The sequence below is a fragment of the Pseudomonas sp. S04 genome (assembly GCF_009834545.1).
Taxonomy (GTDB): domain Bacteria; phylum Pseudomonadota; class Gammaproteobacteria; order Pseudomonadales; family Pseudomonadaceae; genus Aquipseudomonas.
This window is the reverse complement of the sequence record NZ_CP019427.1, coordinates 1,711,998-1,730,373: the sequence shown is the minus strand read 5'-3', so window position 1 is coordinate 1,730,373 and position 18,376 is coordinate 1,711,998. Positions and strand designations below refer to the sequence as shown.

The following is an 18,376-nucleotide window of genomic DNA, read 5'->3' as shown; positions in this document are numbered from 1 at the left end:
CCAGCTCCCACCAGGGCCCGAGCTGCCCACACGTGTTCGTTCCATCCCAATAACAAGAATTCCGGGAGCCCGCCATGTCGGTCGATCCGCAACAATTCCTGCGCGACCTGTTCGCCACCGCCATCGACGCGGCCCATCCGCAACAGGTCCTCGAAGCTCATCTACCCAAAGACCGCAGCGGTCGAGTCATCGTCATCGGTGCCGGCAAAGCCGCGGCCGCCATGGCCCAGGTGGTCGAGCGCTGCTGGCAGGGTGAAGTGTCCGGGCTGGTCGTCACCCGCTACGGTCACGGCGCGCCCTGCGAAAAAATCGAAGTGGTCGAAGCCGCCCACCCGGTGCCCGATGCCGCCGGCCTGGCCGTGGCCAAGCGTGTACTCGAACTGGTCAGCAACCTGAATGAAGACGACCGGGTGATCTTCCTGCTCTCCGGCGGCGGCTCGGCCTTGCTGGCATTGCCCGCAGCCGGCATCACCCTCGCCGACAAGCAGGCCATCAACAAGGCCCTGCTCAAGTGCGGCGCGACCATTGGCGAGATGAACTGCGTGCGCAAGCACCTCTCCGCCATCAAAGGTGGCCGCCTGGGCAAAGCCTGCTGGCCGGCCACGGTGTACACCTATGCCATTTCCGATGTCCCGGGCGACCTCGCCACCGTGATCGCCTCCGGCCCGACCGTGGCCGACCCGAGCACCTCCGGCCAGGCCCTGGACATTCTCAAGCGTTACGCCATCGAGGTTCCGGCTTCGGTGCGCACCTGGTTGCAAAGCCCCGAATCGGAAACGGTAAAACCCGGTGATCCGAGCCTGGCCCGCAGCCATTTCCAACTGATCGCCCGCCCCCAGCAATCCCTTGAAGCCGCGGCAGTGAAAGCCCGCCAGGCCGGTTTCAGCCCACTGATCCTCGGGGACCTGGAAGGCGAGTCCCGCGAGGTGGCAAAGGTCCACGCCGGCATTGCCCGCCAAGTGGTGCTGCACGGCCAGCCGCTTGCCGCGCCGTGCGTGATCCTGTCCGGTGGCGAGACCACCGTGACCGTGCGCGGCAATGGCCGCGGCGGGCGTAACGCCGAATTCCTGCTGAGCTTGACTGACAGCCTCAGGGGCCTGCCAGGCGTCTACGCACTGGCCGGTGATACCGACGGCATCGACGGCTCCGAAGACAACGCCGGCGCCCTGATGACCCCGGACAGCTACGCCCGCGCCGCCGCCCTGGGTCTGAGCGCCAGCGCCGAGCTGGACAACAACAATGGCTACGGTTACTTCGCCGCGCTCGACGCCCTGATCGTCACCGAGCCGACGCGCACCAACGTCAATGACTTCCGCGCCATCCTGATCCTCGAGAACCCAAAACATGACGCCTGACAAAAAGGTCAAAATCCTCGCCACCCTGGGGCCTGCCACCGACGGCATCGAAGACATCCGCGAACTGGTACTGGCTGGGGTCAACATCTTTCGCCTGAACTTCAGCCATGGCGATCATGCCGACCACGCCCAGCGCTACCAGTGGATCCGCGAAGTCGAGCGCCAGCTCAATTACCCACTGGGGATCCTGATGGACCTGCAAGGTCCGAAGCTGCGGGTCGGCAAGTTCGCCGAAGGCAAAGTGCAACTGGTGCGTGGCCAGGCCCTGCGCCTGGATCTCGATCCGACGCCGGGCGATGCCCGCCGGGTCAACCTGCCCCACCCGGAAATCATCGCGGCGCTGGAGCCGGGCATGGACCTGCTGCTGGACGACGGCAAACTGCGCCTGCGGGTGGTCAGTAAATACGCCGACGCCATCGACACCACGGTGCTCAACGGCGGCGAGCTGTCGGATCGCAAAGGCGTCAACGTGCCGCAAGCGGTGCTCGACCTCAGCCCGCTGACCGCCAAGGACCGTCGTGACCTGAGCTTCGGCCTGGAACTGGGGGTGGACTGGGTGGCCCTGTCCTTTGTCCAGCGTCCCGAGGACATCCGCGAGGCCCGCGCCCTGATCGGCGACAAGGCGTTCCTGATGGCGAAAATCGAGAAGCCTTCGGCAGTCGAGCAACTGCGCGAAATCGCCGAGCTGAGTGACGCGATCATGGTCGCCCGCGGCGACCTGGGAGTGGAAGTGCCGGCCGAAAGCGTGCCGCAGATCCAGAAAGACATCATCAGCACCTGCCGCCAGTTGGGCAAGCCGGTGGTGGTGGCGACCCAGATGCTCGAGTCCATGCGCTTCTCCCCGGCACCGACCCGCGCCGAAGTCACCGATGTCGCGACCGCCGTGGCCGAAGGCACCGACGCGGTAATGCTGTCGGCGGAAACCGCCTCCGGTGAATACCCGCTCGAAGCCGTGCAGATGATGAGCAAGATCATCCGTCAGGTCGAAAGCGGCCCGGACTATCAGGCGCAACTCGACGTCAGCCGACCGAAAGCCGAAGCCACCACCTCGGACGCCATCAGCTGCGCCATCCGCCGCATCAGCAACATCCTGCCGGTGGCGGTCCTGGTGAACTACAGCGAGTCGGGCAGCTCGAGCTTGCGCGCGGCGCGGGAGCGGCCGGCTGTGCCGATCCTCAACCTGACCCCGAACCTGTCGACTGCACGGCGCCTGAGCGTGGCCTGGGGCGTGCACTCGGTGGTCAACGACCGCTTGCGCCAAGTCGACGAGGTCTGCTCCACCGCGCTGGAAATCGCCCAGGCCCAAGGCATGGCCCAGCGCGGCGATACCTTGTTGATCACCGCCGGTGTGCCTTTCGGCCAGCCGGGATCGACTAACTCGTTGCGTATCGAGACATTGATCTAGAGCGCCCATACCGGCCCCATCGCCAGCAGGCTGGCTCCCACATTGGTTTTGGGTCGATCTCAGAATCAAGACTGAACCAAGATTCAGTGTGGGAGCCAGCCTGCTGGCGATCAGCCGGGGTCACGCTCGACCAATTCGCTCCCTTTGACCTTGCAGAACTGCCATGCCTGCCAACCACTTCAACAGCCACTGCCCCGACTGGGCGACTGCGCTGCTCAACGGCTTCAGCCAGATCTTCCTCCAGCGCAATCCGCTGTGCGGCCTGCTGTGCCTCTGCGCCATCCTGTTTACCGCACCGGCCTTGCTGGGCGGCGCGCTACTGGGCGGGGTCGCGGGACTGCTCACCGCGCAACGCCGCAACTATGCCAAGGCCGATCGCCAGGCCGGGCTTTTCAGTTACAACGGGGTCTTGCTCGGCTTGCTGCTGAGCCTGTATTTCCCCTGGTCGGCGCTGCTGCCACCACTGATCCTGGCCGCCGGCGGCCTGAGCGCAATGATCACGCAACAGTGGCTCAAACGGGTGCGGGTCAGCCAATACCTGCCGGCCTACACCACCCCCTTCGTCGTACTGAGCTGGCTGCTGCTGTGTTTCGCCACGCCCCCGACAACCGCGCACTTGATCGAAGTCAACTCGCTGAACATGCTCGCAGCCCCCTTCAAAGGAATCGGCCAGGTGATGTTCCTCGGGCATCCGCTGGCCGGTGCGCTGATTGCCGGCGGATTGCTGATCGCCGACCGCCGCGCCTTCTGCTGGGCATTGCTGGCCTCTGTCGCGGGCATGGGCTGGAGCATGCTGCATCACGACTTCTACAGCGCATTGCTCGGCCTCGGTGGCTACAACGCCGTGCTCGCCGCCCTCGCCCTCAGTTCGCAACGCCAGCAACCGTGGTTGCCGCTGCTCGGCATAACCTTGGCCTTGTTGCTGACACCGCTGTTTGCCGCCATCGGCCTGCCCACGTTGACCGCGCCGTTCATTGTTGCCTGCTGGCTGCTGCGCAGCGCCGTGCAAATGTTTGCGAAGACCGCTGTCGCCCATACGCCTTGCACTCTGGAGGAGAATCAACCTAGGCTGCGCTGATCATCGATTCAGGCGTTTTCCATGGACAGCAGCAGAAACTGGCGCGAAGAACTTCACGTCATCGTGTTCCAGAGCGACACCCAGGCCGGACGGCGCTTCGACGGCATCCTGCTGTTGATCATCCTCGCCAGCCTGGTGATCGTGATGCTCGACAGCATCGACAGCATCCACCGCGACTATGCCAACGTGCTGGCCTACATCGAGTGGGGCTTCACCTTGATCTTCGCCATCGAGTACGGCTTGCGCCTGTACTGCTCGCCCAAGCCGTTGCGCTATGCGTTCAGCTTCTATGGACTGGTCGACCTGCTGGCGATCGTGCCGGGGATACTCGCCCTGTACTACAGCGACGCCCAGTACCTGCTGATTATCCGCATCATCCGTATGCTGCGGATCTTCCGCGTACTCAAGCTCAGCCCCTACCTCAAGCAAGCCAACTACCTGATGGCGGCGCTGCGCGGCAGCAAGCAGAAGATCGTGGTGTTCCTGGTCAGCGTGTGCACCCTGGTGACGGTGTTCGGCACCCTCATGTACGTGATTGAAGGCCCGCAGAACGGCTTCACCAGCATCCCCAAGGGCATCTACTGGGCGATCGTCACCCTGACCACCGTGGGCTTCGGCGATATCGTGCCCAAGACGCCCCTGGGCCAGGTGATCTCCTCGCTGGTGATGATCACCGGTTACTCGATCATTGCCGTGCCGACGGGCATCTTTACCGCAGAACTGGCCAACGCCATGCGCGGCGAGCAACTGCAACACGACTGCCCGGTGTGCAAGAAAAACAGCCATGAGCACGGCGCAGCGTTCTGCTCACGTTGCGGTAATGCGCTATTTAAGAAAATCGAATAAGCAAAGTACTTTTTAATCTTTAAAGAGCTATAGAGCCCCGGCTATAGTCGACGGCAAAATGCCTTCACTCTCTCGAACAAAAGGAATGTGCAGTGAAAAAGATCTTTGGCGCCTCACTCCTGGCCGCTGGCCTGACCCTCGCTAGCGTGGCTCAAGCCGCACCAACCTTGCTTAACGTTTCCTACGACGTGATGCGCGATTTCTACAAGGACTACAACACTGCCTTCCAGAAACACTGGCAAGCCGAGCACAACGAAACCATCACCCTGCAGATGTCTTTCGGCGGCTCCAGCAAACAGGCACGTTCGGTGATCGACGGCCTGCCGGCTGACGTCATTACCATGAACATGGCCACCGATATCAATGCCCTGGCCGACAACGGCAAACTGGTCCCGGAAAACTGGGTTACCCGCCTGCCGAACAACAGCGCACCGTTTACCTCGGCCACCGTATTCATCGTCCGCAAGGGCAACCCCAAGGCCCTGAAAGACTGGCCCGACCTGCTCAAGGACGGCGTGCAGGTGATTGTGCCCAACCCGAAAACCTCGGGTAACGGCCGCTACACCTACCTGTCTGCCTGGGGCTACGTGCTGAAAAACGGCGGCGATGAGAACAAGGCCAAGGACTTCGTCGGCAAACTGTTCAAACAAGCCCCGGTCCTCGACACCGGCGGCCGTGCGGCCACTACCACCTTCATGACCAACCAGATCGGCGACGTGCTGGTGACCTTCGAGAACGAAGCGGAAATGATTGCCCGCGAATTCGGTCGCGACCAGTTCGAAGTGATCTACCCAAGCGTCTCCGCCGAAGCCGAGCCACCGGTCAGCGTGGTCGACAAAGTCGTCGACAGGAAAGGCAGCCGTGCCGCTGCCGAGGAATACCTGAAGTACCTGTGGTCCCCAGAAGGTCAGGAAATTGCGGCCGCCAACTACCTGCGCCCACGTGACCCGGCGGTGCTGGCCAAGTACACCGACCGTTTCCCGAAAGTCGACTTCCTGTCGGTAGAAAAAACCTTCGGTGACTGGCGTACCGTGCAGAAGACCCACTTCAACGACGGTGGGATTTTCGACAAGATCTACAGCGGCCAATAAGCTGCACTGAAACGAAAAAAGGCGACCTGCGGGTCGCCTTTTTTTGTCGCTGCCCGTCCTAGGGCAACATCGCTTCCACTTCCACTTCGATCAGCCACTGCGGCAACGAAAGCCCACTGACAATCACCCAGGAAGACGCTGGCGGATTGGTTGGGAAGCGCTCCAGCAACACCTGGGTGATCTGCTCTTGTTCATCGCGCGCGGTCTCGGCGATGTAAATCCGCATCACCACCACATGGGACAGGTCCCCGCCCGCCTCGCGCAATATCGCCTCGATGTTATCGAACGCCTTGTCAGTCTGCTCGCGCAAGCCAGGCGCTACCGTACGCTCATGCTCGTCGACACCGACCTGGCCGGACAACAGCAACCGACGCCCGCCACGAACCTCAACCGCCTGGCTGAATCCGTACTGCAGCGAGTTGAAAACACTGGAGGGATTTAACACCGACTTGTGCATGAAGACTCCTGACTCCCTGGAATGACCGGGAAATCTAAATCAACCGGCAGCAGGGTTCCAGTGACCGCAACATCCGGAAACTCACCAATCAAGCCGAAAGGGTCTTATCTACTGCCCGAACTGCCTGCCCAACCCCGAAGGCACGCCATGGATATCGGTGTCTTCCCACGGCCCTTGGGGGCTGATGCTGCGGCTCCAGCCGTTATCCCAGCGGTAATAGGTGCGCTGGCGGTAGAAGACGTTGCTCTGGTCGTCGAGGACGTAGACCCCCAGTTTCGCATCCCAATGACTGTTGCCACCTGGTGGCGGAGCGAAACTGGCGGAGGTGCGTGGCAAGGGTTTGGCCGGCTTGTTCGGCGTCACCGGCTTGCCGGGAGCCGTCGTGGGCTTGGGCTTGGTGGTCGGGCCCGACGGCGGGATCGGTGGCAACGGGCTGGTGTCTGGAGTGGGCTGCTGGACCGTACAGGCGCTTAACCCTAGAACCAGGCTGAGCAGGGTAATTCGAGCGAGTACGGTCATAGCGGCATTTCCTGATTATTGGTCCGGGCTGTCGATGGTCAACGATTGCGGCGCGGTGGTGCTGCTGGCCATTGGCTGGCTGCGCCCGACCCACTCGCCGGCAGTCGGTTGGCCGGCGCGGGATACCCGTGCAACCAGTTGGACTTCAGGGAAGTTCGACAGTTTCAACTGCGGCATCATTGCATCCGCGTCGCCCAGTTCCACGGTCACCGGCAGGTCGGCAACCGTCAAGCGCTTGGCTGCCAGCGGGGCCGGCGGGCCGGAAACGGCGCGAGCGAAGATGAACACGCTGTCACCTGGCAGGACCTTGGCCTTGACCTCGGCCGACAGGTCGACCGAAACCTTGAGCAAGGCCACCGGCTTGGCCGCGACGGCTGGGGCCTTGGCGACAGTCACGCCGCTTTCCTGGAGTTTTTCCGTGGCCCGCTGAATGCCGCCTTGCAGCGCGGCACGGGAAGCGTCCTCGGCCGGCAGTTGGGCCAACAGGCGGTTCCAGTAGTCGATAGCGTCCTGGTAGCGCTCGCTTTCGAAGGCGGCGATACCCAGCAGGCCCAGGCTGGTGACTTCCTTTGGATCGGCCTTGAGTGCTTCGTCGGTCAGCGCCTGGACCTTGTCCGACCATTTCTTGTTGTCGGCAAAGTACTGGGCCTGGGCCCATTGACCCAGCAGTTCGGGCTGGCGACCCGCCAGGGCCACGGTCCGCTCGAAGATCTTCGCCGCGTCGGCTGGACGGTCCTGGGCCATGTAGGTACGGCCAAGGAAGTACAGGCCCTCGGCGGAATCCGGTTGTGCCGCTACGGCACGCTCCAGGCGCAAGGTCATTTCTTCCATCGACTGCGGCGCCTGGGCGAACTCGCGGGTCAGCTCAACCTTGTCGCTGGCACCAAAGTGCAGGTACAGGCCCAGGCCCAGCACCGGCACCAGGATTGCCGCCAGCAGCGGCAACGGCTTGCCCAGGCGGGATACCCGGCCGGCGTCGGCGCCTTCGGTGTCGGCCAGCAGCTCACGAGCGGCTTCGTCGCGCCCTGCGGTCATTTGTGTAGCATCGAGCACGCCTTCAGCCTGCTGCGTCTGCAACTCGGCCACGCGCTCTTGATAAAGCGCCACGTTCAGCGCGGTACGATCCTCTTCACGTTGGGCACGACGGCCACGCAGAACCGGGATCAACAGAAAACTCAGGGCAACCAGGAGCAGCAGACCTGCGGCAAGCCAGAAATCAATCATCAGTGTTTTTGTCCAGCAGTTGGTCGAGGCGCTCGCGCTCCTCGGCAGAAAGCGTGTCCTTGCCAGCCGCGCGTTCAACGCGCCGACGACGGACGATCAGGGCAATCACCACCACGCCACCCAGCAACAGCCCGGCCGGGCCAAACCACAACAGGGCGGTCTTGCCGGTCAGGGCGGGCTTGTAGCGGACGAAGTCGCCATAACGGTCGACCATGAAGTCGATGATCTGCTGGTTGTCCTTGCCCTCGCCGAGCATGCGGAAAATCTCTTTGCGCAGATCGGCGGCAATCGGTGCATTGGAATCGGCAATGTCCTGATTCTGGCACTTGGGGCAACGCAGTTCCTTGGTCAGTTCGCGAAAACGCTCGCGATCCCCGTCCTTGGCGAACTCGTAGGTGTCGATGGCGGCATGCGCCACGCCGGCCAGGCTCAAGCCCAGGACCACAGCGGCAAACCAGCGCTTCATGGTTTGGCCTCATCCACCAGCGCCTGATACTTGGCCGCCAGTTGTTCACGCCAGACCACCTCGTCGATCACCCCCACGTACTTGTCGCGGATGATCCCCTTGGCGTCGATGAAGAAGGTTTCCGGCGCCCCGTAGACGCCCAGGTTCAGGCCCAGGGAGCCCTCCTCGTCACGGATGTCCAGCAGGTACGGATTGTGGAACTCGGCCAGCCACTTCAAGGCATCGGCATTCACGTCCTTGTAGTTCACCCCGTAGATCACCACGCCCTGCTCGGCCAGCTTGTTCAACACCGGGTGCTCGACCCGGCAGGAAATGCACCAGGTGCCCCAGACGTTGACCAGCGCCGGCTTGCCCAGCAGATCAGCGCGGGTCAGGGTCTTGTCACCCTGCACGTTGACCAGGCTGAACTCCGGGAACGGCTTGCCGATCATTGCCGAAGGCAACTCGGACGGATTGAGGTACAACCCGCGGTACAGAAACACCGCCACCAGCAGAAACAGCGCCAGTGGCAACACCATCAACCAACGTCTCATGCAGCCGCTCCCGACATGCCCAGTGCTTCACGCACCCGGCTTTTCACCTTGACCCGATAGCGCCGATCCATCGCTGCCAGCAACCCGCCAAAGCCGGTCAGCAGGCCGCCGAACCAGATCCAGCGTACGAACGGCTTGACGTGCACCCGCACGGCCCAGGCACCTTCGCCCAATGGCTCGCCAAGGGCGACGTAGATATCACGGGTGAAACCAGCGTCGATCCCGGCCTCGGTCATCACCGAGTTCTGCACGGTGTACAGGCGTTTTTCCGGGTGCAGCACGCTGACTTCCTTGCCGCCCTTGATCACCCGCACGGTGCCCTTGTCGGAGGTGAAGTTCGGCCCTTCGTAATGCTTGGCCCCCTCGAACACAAAGTGATAGCCGGCCAGTTCCATCGACTCGCCCGGCTCCAGACGCAGGTCGCGCTCAGCGCTGTTCTGGCTGGAAAGGACCACGCCCAGGGCGCACACGGCGATCCCCAGGTGCGCGACCTGCATGCCCCAGTAACTGCGGGTCAGGGTCGGCAGGCCCTTGATCAGGCCTTTGTGGCGGGTCTTGTCGAGGATGTCGCGGACCCCGGCCAACAGCACCCAGGCGGCGAGCATGAAGGTCGCCAGCACGGCCCAGTTGAAGTCGCCATAGGCGATCCCGGCCACCACTGCCAGCGCAGCACTGCCCAGCAAGACCGGCGTGAGCATGCCCACCAGCCACTTCACCGGGGTGTCCTTCCAGCGCACCAGCACGCCGACGGCCATCACCACCATCAACAACGCCATCAACGGAATGAACAGGGCGTTGAAGTAGGGCGGGCCGACCGACAGCTTGGCCCCGGTCATGGCGTCGAGGATCAGCGGGTACAGGGTACCGAGCAGGATCATCGAGGCCGCCACCACCAGCACCAGGTTGTTGCCCAGCAGCAGGGTTTCCCGCGACCACAGGTTGAAGCCCACATGGCTCTTGACCACCGGCGCGCGCAGGGCGAACAGGGTCAGCGAGCCACCCACCACAAACAGCAGGAAGATCAGGATGAACACGCCACGCTCAGGGTCCGAGGCAAAGGCGTGGACCGAAGTCAGGACCCCGGAACGCACGAGGAAGGTCCCCAGCAGGCTCAGCGAGAAGGCAGCGATCGCCAGCAGTACGGTCCAGCTTTTGAACACGCCACGTTTTTCGGTCACGGCCAGGGAGTGAATCAGCGCCGTGCCGACCAGCCAAGGCATGAACGAGGCATTTTCTACCGGGTCCCAGAACCACCAGCCGCCCCAGCCGAGTTCGTAGTAGGCCCACCACGAACCGAGGGTGATGCCGATGCCCAGGAACGCCCAGGCGACGATGGTCCACGGACGTGACCAACGAGCCCATGCGGCATCCAGGCGACCGCCCATCAAGGCGGCGATGGCGAAGGCGAAGGCCACCGAGAAGCCGACGTAGCCCATGTACAGCATCGGCGGGTGAACGATCAGGCCGATGTCCTGCAGCAACGGGTTGAGGTCGGCGCCATCGGTAGGCATCTGCGGCAGGATGCGCTCGAACGGGTTCGAGGTGAGGATCAGGAACAGCAGGAAGCCGATGCTGATCATTCCCATGACCGACAGCACCCGCGCCAGCATGACCTGCGGCAATTGCCGCGAGAACACCGACACGGCGAAGGTCCAGCCGCCCAGAATCATCGCCCACAACAGCAGCGAACCTTCGTGGGCGCCCCACACGGCGCTGAACTTGTAGTACCACGGCAAGGCGCTGTTGGAGTTGTTGGCCACATAGGCGACGGAGAAGTCGTCGACCATGAAGGCGTAGGTCAGGCAGCCGAAGGAGAATGCCAGGAAGGCGAACTGCCCCCAGGCGGCAGGCTGGGCCAGCCCCATCCACATGCGGTCACCGCGCCAGGCACCGAACAACGGCACGATCGCCTGGACGATGGCAAAACACAGGGCGAGGATCATCGCCAGGTGGCCCAACTCGGGAATAAAGATGCCGGACGTCATGGATCAACCCTCCTTCACGGGTGTCGGGGCGGATTGACCACTGTCTTTGAGCGCCTTGGTCACTTCCGGCGGCATGTACTTCTCGTCGTGCTTGGCCAGCACTTCGTCAGCCACCACCACGCCCTCGGCATTCAACTTGCCCAGGGCGACGATGCCCTGCCCTTCGCGGAACAGGTCCGGGAGGATGCCACGGTAGGTGATGGTCACGGATTTGTTGAAGTCGGTGACGACGAACCTCACGTCCAGCGAATCGCCGGAACGTTTCAGGGAACCGGCCTCGACCATGCCACCGGCGCGGATGCGCGTATCTTGCGGGGCTTCGCCATTGGCGATCTGGGTCGGGGTGTAGAACAGGTTGATGTTTTGCTGCAAGGCACTCAAGGCCAGGCCGACAGCAGCGCCAACCCCCACCAGGATCGCGAGAATGATGAGCAGACGTTTTTTACGCAGCGGATTCACTTGCTGTTCTCCCGGCGCAGACGACGCGCCTCTTGTTGCAGATAACGCTTGCGGGCCAGGATCGGCGCGACCACGTTGAGGGCCAGTACCGCCAGGCAGATGCCATAGGCCGACCAGACATATAGACCGTGATGGCCCATGGCGAGGAAGTCGCCCAATGAAGCAAAACTCATGAGGCGGCCTCCAGGCTGTTTTGCACTTCGGCTTTGACCCAACTGGCCCGGGCTTCGCGCTTGAGCACTTCAAGGCGCATGCGCAGCAACAGCACCGCGCCGAAGAAACAGTAGAAACCCAACACCGTCAGCAGCAATGGCAGCCACATCTCCACCGGCATCGCCGGTTTTTCGGTGAGGGTGAAGGTCGCGCCCTGGTGCAGGGTGTTCCACCACTCCACCGAATACTTGATGATCGGGATGTTGATCACCCCGACAATCGCCAGCACCGCGCACGCCTTGGCGGCGCTGTCACGATTGCTGATGGCGTTGCCCAGCGCAATGAGACCGAAGTACAGGAACAGCAGGATCAGCATCGACGTTAGTCGCGCATCCCAGACCCACCACGAACCCCAGGTCGGCTTGCCCCAGATCGCCCCGGTGACCAGCGCCACGGCGGTCATCCAGGCACCAATCGGGGCCGCGCATTGCAGGGCGACGTCGGCCAGCTTCATCTTCCACACCAGCCCGACGATGCCGCAGACCGCCAGCATCACATACACCGACTGCGCCAGCATGGCCGCCGGCACGTGGATGTAGATGATCCTGAAGCTGTTGCCTTGCTGGTAGTCCGGCGGTGCGAACGCCAGGCCCCAGACCACTCCAATGCCGATCAGCAACACGGCGGCGATACTCAGCCAGGGCAGCATTTTGCCGCTGATGCCGTAAAACCACTTGGGCGAGCCGAGCTTGTGAAACCAGGTCCAGTTCATTGCTGTTTCCATCACGGTTGCTTTTCGTCAACACGAAAAGCCAGGGTCTTTACTGGTCGTTTTTTGACCAGACCTCATTATTCGCCGACGCTGATCTTCAGGCCAGCAGCTATTGCAAAGGGTGTCAGGGTAACTGCCAGGGCGGTCAGGCTCCCAAGCCACAGCAGATACCCGGTCGCCGGCATGCCCTGAAGTGCCGCCTGCAAGGCGCCACTGCCCAGGATCAACACCGGGATATACAACGGCAGAATCAACAGCGCCAGCAGCAAGCCGCCACGCTTCAAACCCACCGTCAGCGCCGCGCCGACCGCACCGAGCAGGCTCAGCACCGGTGTACCCAGCAACAGCGACAAGAGCAAAACCGGCAGACAGGCGGCAGGCAAACCGAGCATCAAGGCCAGCAACGGCGCAAGCAATACCAATGCCAGGCCGGAAAACGCCCAGTGTGCCAGTACCTTGGCCAAAACCAGAAGAGCCAGGGGGTGCGACGAAAGGACCCACTGCTCAAGGGATCCGTCCTCGAAATCACTGCGGAAAAGCCCGTCCAGCGAGAGCAAAACCGATAAAAGGGCAGCTACCCAGACCAGGCCCGGAGACAAGGTTTGCAACAATTGAGTCTCAGGTCCCACTGCCAATGGAAACAATGCGACAACAATTGCGAAAAATACCAAGGGGTTGGCCAGCTCCGCCGGACGGCGACACAACAACCGGGCCTCGCGGGCCACCAACAGCGCAAAAACACTCATACGGCCCACTGCCCCAGGTCGATATCACGGTAACCGGCCGGCATCCGGGTCATGGTGTGGTGGGTGGTCAGGATCACCATGCCGCCCTGTTCACAATGGGCGGCCAGGTGCTCTTCCAACTGGGCGACACCTTGCTTGTCCAGGGCGGTGAACGGCTCGTCGAGGATCCACAGCGCCGGACTCTCGAGGTACAACCGCGCCAGAGCGACCCGGCGTTGCTGGCCGGCGGACAGGGTATGGCACGGCACATCTTCAAAACCGCGCAGCCCGACGGCCGCCAGCGCCTGCCAGATAGCCTCGCGGTTGGCCGGCTGGTGCAGGGCGCAGAGCCAACTGAGGTTCTCTTCAGCGCTCAGCAGATCCTTGATGCCGGCGGCATGGCCGATCCACAACAAGTTGTGGGCCAACTCTATCCGCTGGCTGTGCAGCGGCTCGCCATTTAGCAACACCTGGCCGCTGGTCGGCTGCATCAGGCCGGCCAGCAGGCGCAGCAGGCTGGTCTTGCCGCTGCCGTTGGGGCCGCTGATCTGCAGCATGTCGCCGCGATCCAGACGCAATGCGAGGTTTTCGAAGAGCATCCGCCAGTCTCGCTCACAGGCGAGCGCTACGGCTTCTAGTAGAGGGATGGTCAAGAGATCGCGGGCCTTTACGGTTCAAGTCGGCAGTGGATCGGCCGTTAAAGTGGTGCAGCATAGATGCATTGACGGCCTGTTCCAGAGAGCTGGGTCAATATTTATGCTGGTTTTGCTGCGCGATGGCGCCGCGCGTCCTTGGAGACGGGCGGCATTATACATGTCATGTCCTACTCTCAAGAGGGCAATTTCGACAGGGTGTGACCGATGACCGCTGAGATCAACCTTCCTCCCCTGCCCCCCGCGGCACCTGCCACGCCGCGCGTGCAGGCCAGTGGCGAGTTGCTCAAGCTGCTGACCCCGGTGGACGGCCTGATCGGTGCCGGGCAGAGCGCCAAGGCCGAAGTCCTGTCACTCAAGCAGGACCAGCAGATGTTCCAGCTGCTGCTCAAGATCACCCTGGCGGGTGGGCGCCAGACCACCGTATCGGCCACCAGCAGCCTGCCATTGGCCCTGGGTGCCAGCCTGGCCATTACCCAGCCCTCGGCCGGCAGCCTGGCGATCAGTCCGCAATCCAGCCTGGCTGGCAACGCCGCAGCCCTGTCGCGCATTGACACCACACAACTGCCGGTCGGCACGCTGTTGCAGGGCAAGGTGCTGACCACCCAGTTACAGCCGCAGGCACCGGGGCAACCGGCGGTGTACCGCTCGATGGTCAGCCTGCTCAACAGCGCGCTCAGCGGCACCGCTCTGAACATCGACAGCCCGCAGCCACTGCGCATCGGCACCCTGCTCAGTGCCCAGGTCCAGGACGCGCACACCCTCAGCTTCGTGCCCCTGAGCACTCGCCAGGAACAATTGGCGATCAGCCAACAATTGCACACCCAGCAGAGTCGCCAGGGTTCCCTGGACGCGGTGTTCAAGGCCTTGCAGAACCTGCCGGCCGATGGGCAATCCCCTGAGGTTCGCGCCAGCGTCGACAAACTGCTTGCCAGCCTGCCCGAGGTCCAGCACCTGAGCAGCGCCAAGGGGCTGGCGCAAGCGCTGGCCAACAGCGGGCTGTTTCTCGAAAGCCGATTGCTCGCCGGACAGAATCCGGCGCCGGCAGACGACCTCAAGGGCAACCTGTTGCGTCTGATCGCCCAACTGGCCCCCGGCCTGCCGGCCAATCCCAGCTTCAATGCCGCGTTGGCCGCCAACACCCTGGCCCAGGCCCTGCCGAGCTTTGTGCGCAATGCCCTCGGCACCCTTGGCCAGGTCAGCGCCAAACCGGCCCCGGGTGGCTTTCCCCTGCCCTCGCGGCTGCTGCAGAAGCTGACCGAGGAAGGCGACCTGGAACACCTGCTGCGCCTGGCCGCCGCCGCGATCTCGCGCCTGCAAAGCCACCAATTGTCGAGCCTGGAACAGACCGGCATGACCGAGGACGGCCGCCTGCAAACCACCTGGCAGTTGGAAATCCCCATGCGCAACCTGCAAGACATCGTGCCACTGCAGGTCAAGGTGCAGCGCGAAGACCCTCCGCCCAGGGATCCCAAGGAAAAACCCACCGAACGCGAAGCCCGCCAACACTTGTGGCGGGTCGACCTGGCATTCGACCTTGAGCCCCTGGGACCACTGCAGGTACAGGCACAACTGGTACGCGGCAGCCTGTCCAGCCAGCTTTGGGCCGAACGCCCCTACACCGCCAGCCTGATTGAACAGCACCTGGACCATTTGCGCGCGCAACTGCATGCCTGCGGCCTGAACGTCGGCGACCTCGACTGTCACCTCGGCATTCCCCCCCGAGGCCCACAAACCCGTCTCGAACAACGCTGGGTGGACGACACCGCATGAACCACCACAACCTGCCCCGCCAGGCCATCGCCCTCAAATACGACGGCCAGCACGCCCCCACGCTCACCGGCAAAGGCGACGATGCCCTGGCCGAAGCCATCCTGAAAATCGCCCGTGAGCATGAGGTACCGATCTACGAGAACGCCGAGCTGGTGCGGCTGCTGGCGCGGATGGAATTGGGCGATAGCATCCCCGAAGAGCTGTATCGGACCATTGCCGAGATCATTGCGTTTGCCTGGAACCTGAAGGGCAAGTTTGCCCAGACACAGGACCTGGACACGACGCAGCTGGAGAAAGACATCACCCATCGCGGGGATGATTACTGAAGTGACAGCGCCCACAGGTTGGGTGGGTGCCGATACCCAGCAGCGCCCTCAGGCCTTTCGCGGGCAAGCCCGCTCCCACAGGTTCAGTGGGTGTATCCAAGATCTGCAAGCACCGCAAATTACTGTGGGAGCGGGCTTGCCCGCGATGGTCGTCAACGATGACGCATACAGCCTGACACCCAGCAGCGCCCTCAGGCCTTTCGCGGGCAAGCCCGCTCCCACAGGTTCAGTGGGTGTATCCAAGATCTGCAAGCACCGCAAATTACTGTGGGAGCGGGCTTGCCCGCGATAGTCGTCAACGATGACGCATACAGCCTGACACCCAGCAGCGCCCTCAGGCCTTTCGCGGGCAAGCCCGCTCCCACAGGTTCAGTCGGTGTATCCAAGATCTGCACGCACCGCAAATTACTGTGGGAGCGGGCTTGCCCGCGATAGTCGTCAACGATGACGCATACAGCCTGACACCCAGCAGCGCCTCAGGCCTTTCGCGGGCAAGCCCGCTCCCACAGGTTCAGTGGGTGTATCCAAGATCTGCAAACACCGCAAATTACTGTGGGAGCGGGCTTGCCCGCGATGGTCGTCAACGATGACGCATACAGCCTGACACCCAGCAGCGCCCTCAGGCCTTTCGCGGGCAAGCCCGCTCCCACAGGTTCAGTCGGTGTATCCAAGATCTGCAGGCACCGCAAATTACTGTGGGAGCGGGCTTGCCCGCGATAGTCGTCAACGATGACGCATACAGCCTGACACCCAGCAGCGCCCTCAGGCCTTTCGCGGGCAAGCCCGCTCCCACAGGTTCAGTGGGTGTATGCGAGATCTGCAAGCACCGCAAATTACTGTGGGAGCGGGCTTGCCCGCGATGGTCGTCAACGATGACGCATACAGCCTGACACCCAGCAGCGCCCTCAGGCCTTTCGCGGGCAAGCCCGCTCCCACAGGTTCAGTGGGTGTATGCGAGATCTGCAAGCACCGCAAATTACTGTGGGAGCGGGCTTGCCCGCGATGGTCGTCAACGATGACGCATACAGCCTGATACCCAGCAGCGCCCTCAGGCCTTTCGCGGGCAAGCCCGCTCCCACAGGTTCAGTCGGTGTATCCAAGATCTGCAGGCACCGCAAATTACTGTGGGAGCGGGCTTGCCCGCGATGGTCGTCAACGATGACGCATACAGCCTGATACCCAGCAGCGCCCTCAGGCCTTTCGCGGGCAAGCCCGCTCCCACAGGTTCAGTCGGTGTATCCAAGATCTGCAGGCACCGCAAATTACTGTGGGAGCGGGCTTGCCCGCGATGGTCGTCAACGATGACGCGTACAGTCTGACACCCAGCAGCGCCCTCGGGCTTTTCGCGGGCAAGCCCGCTCCCACAGGTTCAGTGGGTGCATGCAGGATTTGCAAGCACCGCAAATTACTGTGGGAGCGGGCTTGCCCGCGATGGTCGTCAACGATGACGCATACAGCCTGACACCCAGCAGCGCCCTCAGGCCTTTCGCGGGCAAGCCCGCTCCCACAGGTTCAGTGGGTGTATCCAAGATCCGCAAGCACCGAAAATTACTGTGGGAGCGGGCTTGCCCGCGATGAGGCCGGTGCGGGCAAGCCGGAGCCTGCAAGCCGCAATCAGCCCTTGTGCATCTTGCTCATCAACTCCGCCTCGGCCTGGGTCAAGCCGCAGGAGTGGGTCAGTTCGTCGACGCTGGCGCCCATGCCCACCAGGCGCGCGGCCTGGGCGAATGACAGGCTGGTCGGGTCGCGCTGTTCGATCCGGGTCAGTTTGTCCGGCAACGGCTCGACCAGCACGCGCAACTCTTGCAGTTCTTCACCCATGCGCACCGTACCGTCCTGGTAATGATCGACGCGCCGGGCCAGTTCCTTGATCCGCTGGTCACGCTGCGCATCGGCTTGTGCCGCGACCACGGCCAGTGCTCGCTGCTTGCGGGTATAGGCGAGGAAAATCGCCAGGCTGCCGATCCACAGCAGCCCCAGGACAGTAACAGCCGCTTCGAGAATCAATCAGATACTCTCCAGGTCCGACCACTCTTCCTCGCTCATCATCTTGTCCAGCTCGACCAGGATCAGCAGTTCGTTGTTCTTGTTGCACACGCCCTGGATGAACTTGGCCGACTCGTCGTTGCCGACGTTGGGCGCGGTCTCGATTTCCGACTGACGCAGGTAAACCACTTCCGCCACGCTGTCGACCATGATCCCGACCACTTGCTTGTCGGCCTCGATGATCACGATCCGGGTGTTGTCGCTGATCTCGGCATTCATCAGGCCGAAGCGCTGGCGGGTGTCGATCACGGTGACTACGTTGCCGCGCAGGTTGATGATGCCCAGCACGTAGCTGGGTGCACCCGGCACCGGCGCGATCTCGGTGTAGCGCAGGACTTCCTGGACGCGCATCACGTTGATCCCGTAGGTTTCATTGTCCAGCTTGAAGGTTACCCATTGCAGGATCGGATCTTCGGAACCCTTTGCTGACGACGCCTTATCATTCATACCCTGACCCCTTAAAAAAACCGCCGATGGCGGTGTGTGTTCTGCCTGGCCGCCACGACGGGC

General features: G+C 62.8%; 20 protein-coding genes. 7 read left to right on the top strand and 13 right to left on the bottom strand.

The genetic code is table 11. The features are described 5' to 3' along the window. Positions 1-74 precede the first annotated feature (74 nt). The 5 genes from PspS04_RS07605 to PspS04_RS07585 all read left to right on the top strand — a co-directional run bounded on the left by PspS04_RS07605 (position 75) and on the right by PspS04_RS07585 (position 5,775). Complete coding sequence (locus PspS04_RS07605) at positions 75-1,355, top strand: glycerate kinase type-2 family protein (RefSeq protein WP_159994434.1); 1,281 nt, start codon at positions 75-77, stop codon at positions 1,353-1,355. Further along, entirely contained in the window at positions 1,345-2,760 is a 1,416-nt protein-coding gene (gene pyk / locus PspS04_RS07600; RefSeq protein WP_159994432.1) for a pyruvate kinase, read from the top strand. Before PspS04_RS07605 ends, pyk begins: the two co-directional genes overlap by 11 nt. Positions 2,761-2,923: 163 nt before the next feature. Continuing rightward, positions 2,924-3,838, top strand: a complete 915-nt coding sequence (locus PspS04_RS07595) for an urea transporter (RefSeq protein WP_159994430.1) — start codon at positions 2,924-2,926, stop codon at positions 3,836-3,838. Positions 3,839-3,859: 21 nt separating this feature from the next. Next, positions 3,860-4,684, top strand: a complete 825-nt coding sequence (locus PspS04_RS07590) for an ion transporter (RefSeq protein WP_159994428.1) — start codon at positions 3,860-3,862, stop codon at positions 4,682-4,684. A gap of 92 nt (positions 4,685-4,776) precedes the next feature. Then, on the top strand, positions 4,777-5,775 hold the full coding sequence (locus PspS04_RS07585; RefSeq protein WP_095169945.1) for a sulfate ABC transporter substrate-binding protein: 999 nt from the start codon (positions 4,777-4,779) through the stop codon (positions 5,773-5,775). A 58-nt stretch (positions 5,776-5,833) separates the two neighbouring features. On the opposite strand, the gene PspS04_RS07580 is transcribed toward PspS04_RS07585, so the two are convergent. From PspS04_RS07580 to ccmA, 11 genes are all read right to left on the bottom strand, one after another. Further along, a complete protein-coding gene (locus PspS04_RS07580) occupies positions 5,834-6,232 on the bottom strand; it encodes a RidA family protein (RefSeq protein ID WP_159994426.1) in 399 nt (132 codons plus the stop codon). 108 nt (positions 6,233-6,340) lie between these two features. After that, complete coding sequence (locus tag PspS04_RS07575; protein WP_095169947.1) at positions 6,341-6,751, bottom strand: hypothetical protein; 411 nt, start codon at positions 6,749-6,751, stop codon at positions 6,341-6,343. Between the two features lie 15 nt (positions 6,752-6,766). Further along, positions 6,767-7,975: a c-type cytochrome biogenesis protein CcmI gene (gene ccmI / locus PspS04_RS07570; RefSeq protein WP_159994424.1), complete on the bottom strand. Its 1,209-nt coding sequence runs from the start codon at positions 7,973-7,975 to the stop codon at positions 6,767-6,769. Then, complete coding sequence (locus PspS04_RS07565; protein WP_095169949.1) at positions 7,968-8,441, bottom strand: cytochrome c-type biogenesis protein; 474 nt, start codon at positions 8,439-8,441, stop codon at positions 7,968-7,970. Before PspS04_RS07565 ends, ccmI begins: the two co-directional genes overlap by 8 nt. Continuing rightward, positions 8,438-8,974 (bottom strand): DsbE family thiol:disulfide interchange protein, encoded by a 537-nt coding sequence (locus tag PspS04_RS07560; RefSeq protein WP_095169950.1) that lies wholly within the window; start codon positions 8,972-8,974, stop codon positions 8,438-8,440. Before PspS04_RS07560 ends, PspS04_RS07565 begins: the two co-directional genes overlap by 4 nt. Continuing rightward, entirely contained in the window at positions 8,971-10,959 is a 1,989-nt protein-coding gene (locus PspS04_RS07555; RefSeq protein WP_159994422.1) for a heme lyase CcmF/NrfE family subunit, read from the bottom strand. Before PspS04_RS07555 ends, PspS04_RS07560 begins: the two co-directional genes overlap by 4 nt. Positions 10,960-10,962: 3 nt before the next feature. Beyond that, on the bottom strand, positions 10,963-11,418 hold the full coding sequence (ccmE, locus tag PspS04_RS07550; protein ID WP_159994420.1) for a cytochrome c maturation protein CcmE: 456 nt from the start codon (positions 11,416-11,418) through the stop codon (positions 10,963-10,965). Next, entirely contained in the window at positions 11,415-11,591 is a 177-nt protein-coding gene (gene ccmD / locus PspS04_RS07545; RefSeq protein WP_095169953.1) for a heme exporter protein CcmD, read from the bottom strand. The genes ccmE and ccmD overlap by 4 nt, the downstream gene beginning before the upstream one ends. Then, entirely contained in the window at positions 11,588-12,343 is a 756-nt protein-coding gene (locus tag PspS04_RS07540; protein ID WP_095169954.1) for a heme ABC transporter permease, read from the bottom strand. Before PspS04_RS07540 ends, ccmD begins: the two co-directional genes overlap by 4 nt. Positions 12,344-12,420: 77 nt before the next feature. Next, the gene (gene ccmB, locus PspS04_RS07535) at positions 12,421-13,089 is read right to left on the bottom strand and encodes a heme exporter protein CcmB (protein WP_095169955.1); all 669 of its coding nucleotides are present in this window, start codon (positions 13,087-13,089) and stop codon (positions 12,421-12,423) included. Then, a complete protein-coding gene (gene ccmA, locus PspS04_RS07530) occupies positions 13,086-13,667 on the bottom strand; it encodes a cytochrome c biogenesis heme-transporting ATPase CcmA (RefSeq protein ID WP_237234965.1) in 582 nt (193 codons plus the stop codon). The genes ccmB and ccmA overlap by 4 nt, the downstream gene beginning before the upstream one ends. Before the next feature lie 261 nt (positions 13,668-13,928). Here ccmA and fliK point away from each other — a divergent pair, with 261 nt between their 5' ends. Together fliK and PspS04_RS07520 are read left to right on the top strand one after the other, a co-directional pair. Next, complete coding sequence (gene fliK / locus PspS04_RS07525; protein ID WP_159994418.1) at positions 13,929-15,494, top strand: flagellar hook-length control protein FliK; 1,566 nt, start codon at positions 13,929-13,931, stop codon at positions 15,492-15,494. Next, positions 15,491-15,820 (top strand): EscU/YscU/HrcU family type III secretion system export apparatus switch protein, encoded by a 330-nt coding sequence (locus PspS04_RS07520; RefSeq protein WP_095169958.1) that lies wholly within the window; start codon positions 15,491-15,493, stop codon positions 15,818-15,820. Before fliK ends, PspS04_RS07520 begins: the two co-directional genes overlap by 4 nt. Before the next feature lie 1,614 nt (positions 15,821-17,434). Here PspS04_RS07520 and PspS04_RS07515 read toward each other — a convergent pair. After that, entirely contained in the window at positions 17,435-17,827 is a 393-nt protein-coding gene (locus tag PspS04_RS07515; RefSeq protein ID WP_095169960.1) for a DUF2802 domain-containing protein, read from the bottom strand. Continuing rightward, positions 17,828-18,313: a chemotaxis protein CheW gene (locus tag PspS04_RS07510; RefSeq protein ID WP_095169961.1), complete on the bottom strand. Its 486-nt coding sequence runs from the start codon at positions 18,311-18,313 to the stop codon at positions 17,828-17,830. It lies immediately after the preceding gene. Positions 18,314-18,376 lie beyond the last annotated feature (63 nt).

Coding starts and splice junctions, on each gene's coding strand:
- PspS04_RS07605 (WP_159994434.1), top strand. CDS start 75: ATGTCGGTCGATCCGCAACAATTCCTGCGCGACCTGTTCGCCACCGCC.
- pyk (WP_159994432.1), top strand. CDS start 1,345: ATGACGCCTGACAAAAAGGTCAAAATCCTCGCCACCCTGGGGCCTGCC.
- PspS04_RS07595 (WP_159994430.1), top strand. CDS start 2,924: ATGCCTGCCAACCACTTCAACAGCCACTGCCCCGACTGGGCGACTGCG.
- PspS04_RS07590 (WP_159994428.1), top strand. CDS start 3,860: ATGGACAGCAGCAGAAACTGGCGCGAAGAACTTCACGTCATCGTGTTC.
- PspS04_RS07580 (WP_159994426.1), bottom strand. CDS start 6,232: ATGCACAAGTCGGTGTTAAATCCCTCCAGTGTTTTCAACTCGCTGCAG.
- PspS04_RS07575 (WP_095169947.1), bottom strand. CDS start 6,751: ATGACCGTACTCGCTCGAATTACCCTGCTCAGCCTGGTTCTAGGGTTA.
- ccmI (WP_159994424.1), bottom strand. CDS start 7,975: ATGATTGATTTCTGGCTTGCCGCAGGTCTGCTGCTCCTGGTTGCCCTG.
- PspS04_RS07565 (WP_095169949.1), bottom strand. CDS start 8,441: ATGAAGCGCTGGTTTGCCGCTGTGGTCCTGGGCTTGAGCCTGGCCGGC.
- PspS04_RS07560 (WP_095169950.1), bottom strand. CDS start 8,974: ATGAGACGTTGGTTGATGGTGTTGCCACTGGCGCTGTTTCTGCTGGTG.
- PspS04_RS07555 (WP_159994422.1), bottom strand. CDS start 10,959: ATGACGTCCGGCATCTTTATTCCCGAGTTGGGCCACCTGGCGATGATC.
- ccmD (WP_095169953.1), bottom strand. CDS start 11,591: ATGAGTTTTGCTTCATTGGGCGACTTCCTCGCCATGGGCCATCACGGT.
- PspS04_RS07540 (WP_095169954.1), bottom strand. CDS start 12,343: ATGAACTGGACCTGGTTTCACAAGCTCGGCTCGCCCAAGTGGTTTTAC.
- ccmB (WP_095169955.1), bottom strand. CDS start 13,089: ATGAGTGTTTTTGCGCTGTTGGTGGCCCGCGAGGCCCGGTTGTTGTGT.
- ccmA (WP_237234965.1), bottom strand. CDS start 13,667: ATGCTCTTCGAAAACCTCGCATTGCGTCTGGATCGCGGCGACATGCTG.
- fliK (WP_159994418.1), top strand. CDS start 13,929: ATGACCGCTGAGATCAACCTTCCTCCCCTGCCCCCCGCGGCACCTGCC.
- PspS04_RS07520 (WP_095169958.1), top strand. CDS start 15,491: ATGAACCACCACAACCTGCCCCGCCAGGCCATCGCCCTCAAATACGAC.
- PspS04_RS07510 (WP_095169961.1), bottom strand. CDS start 18,313: ATGAATGATAAGGCGTCGTCAGCAAAGGGTTCCGAAGATCCGATCCTG.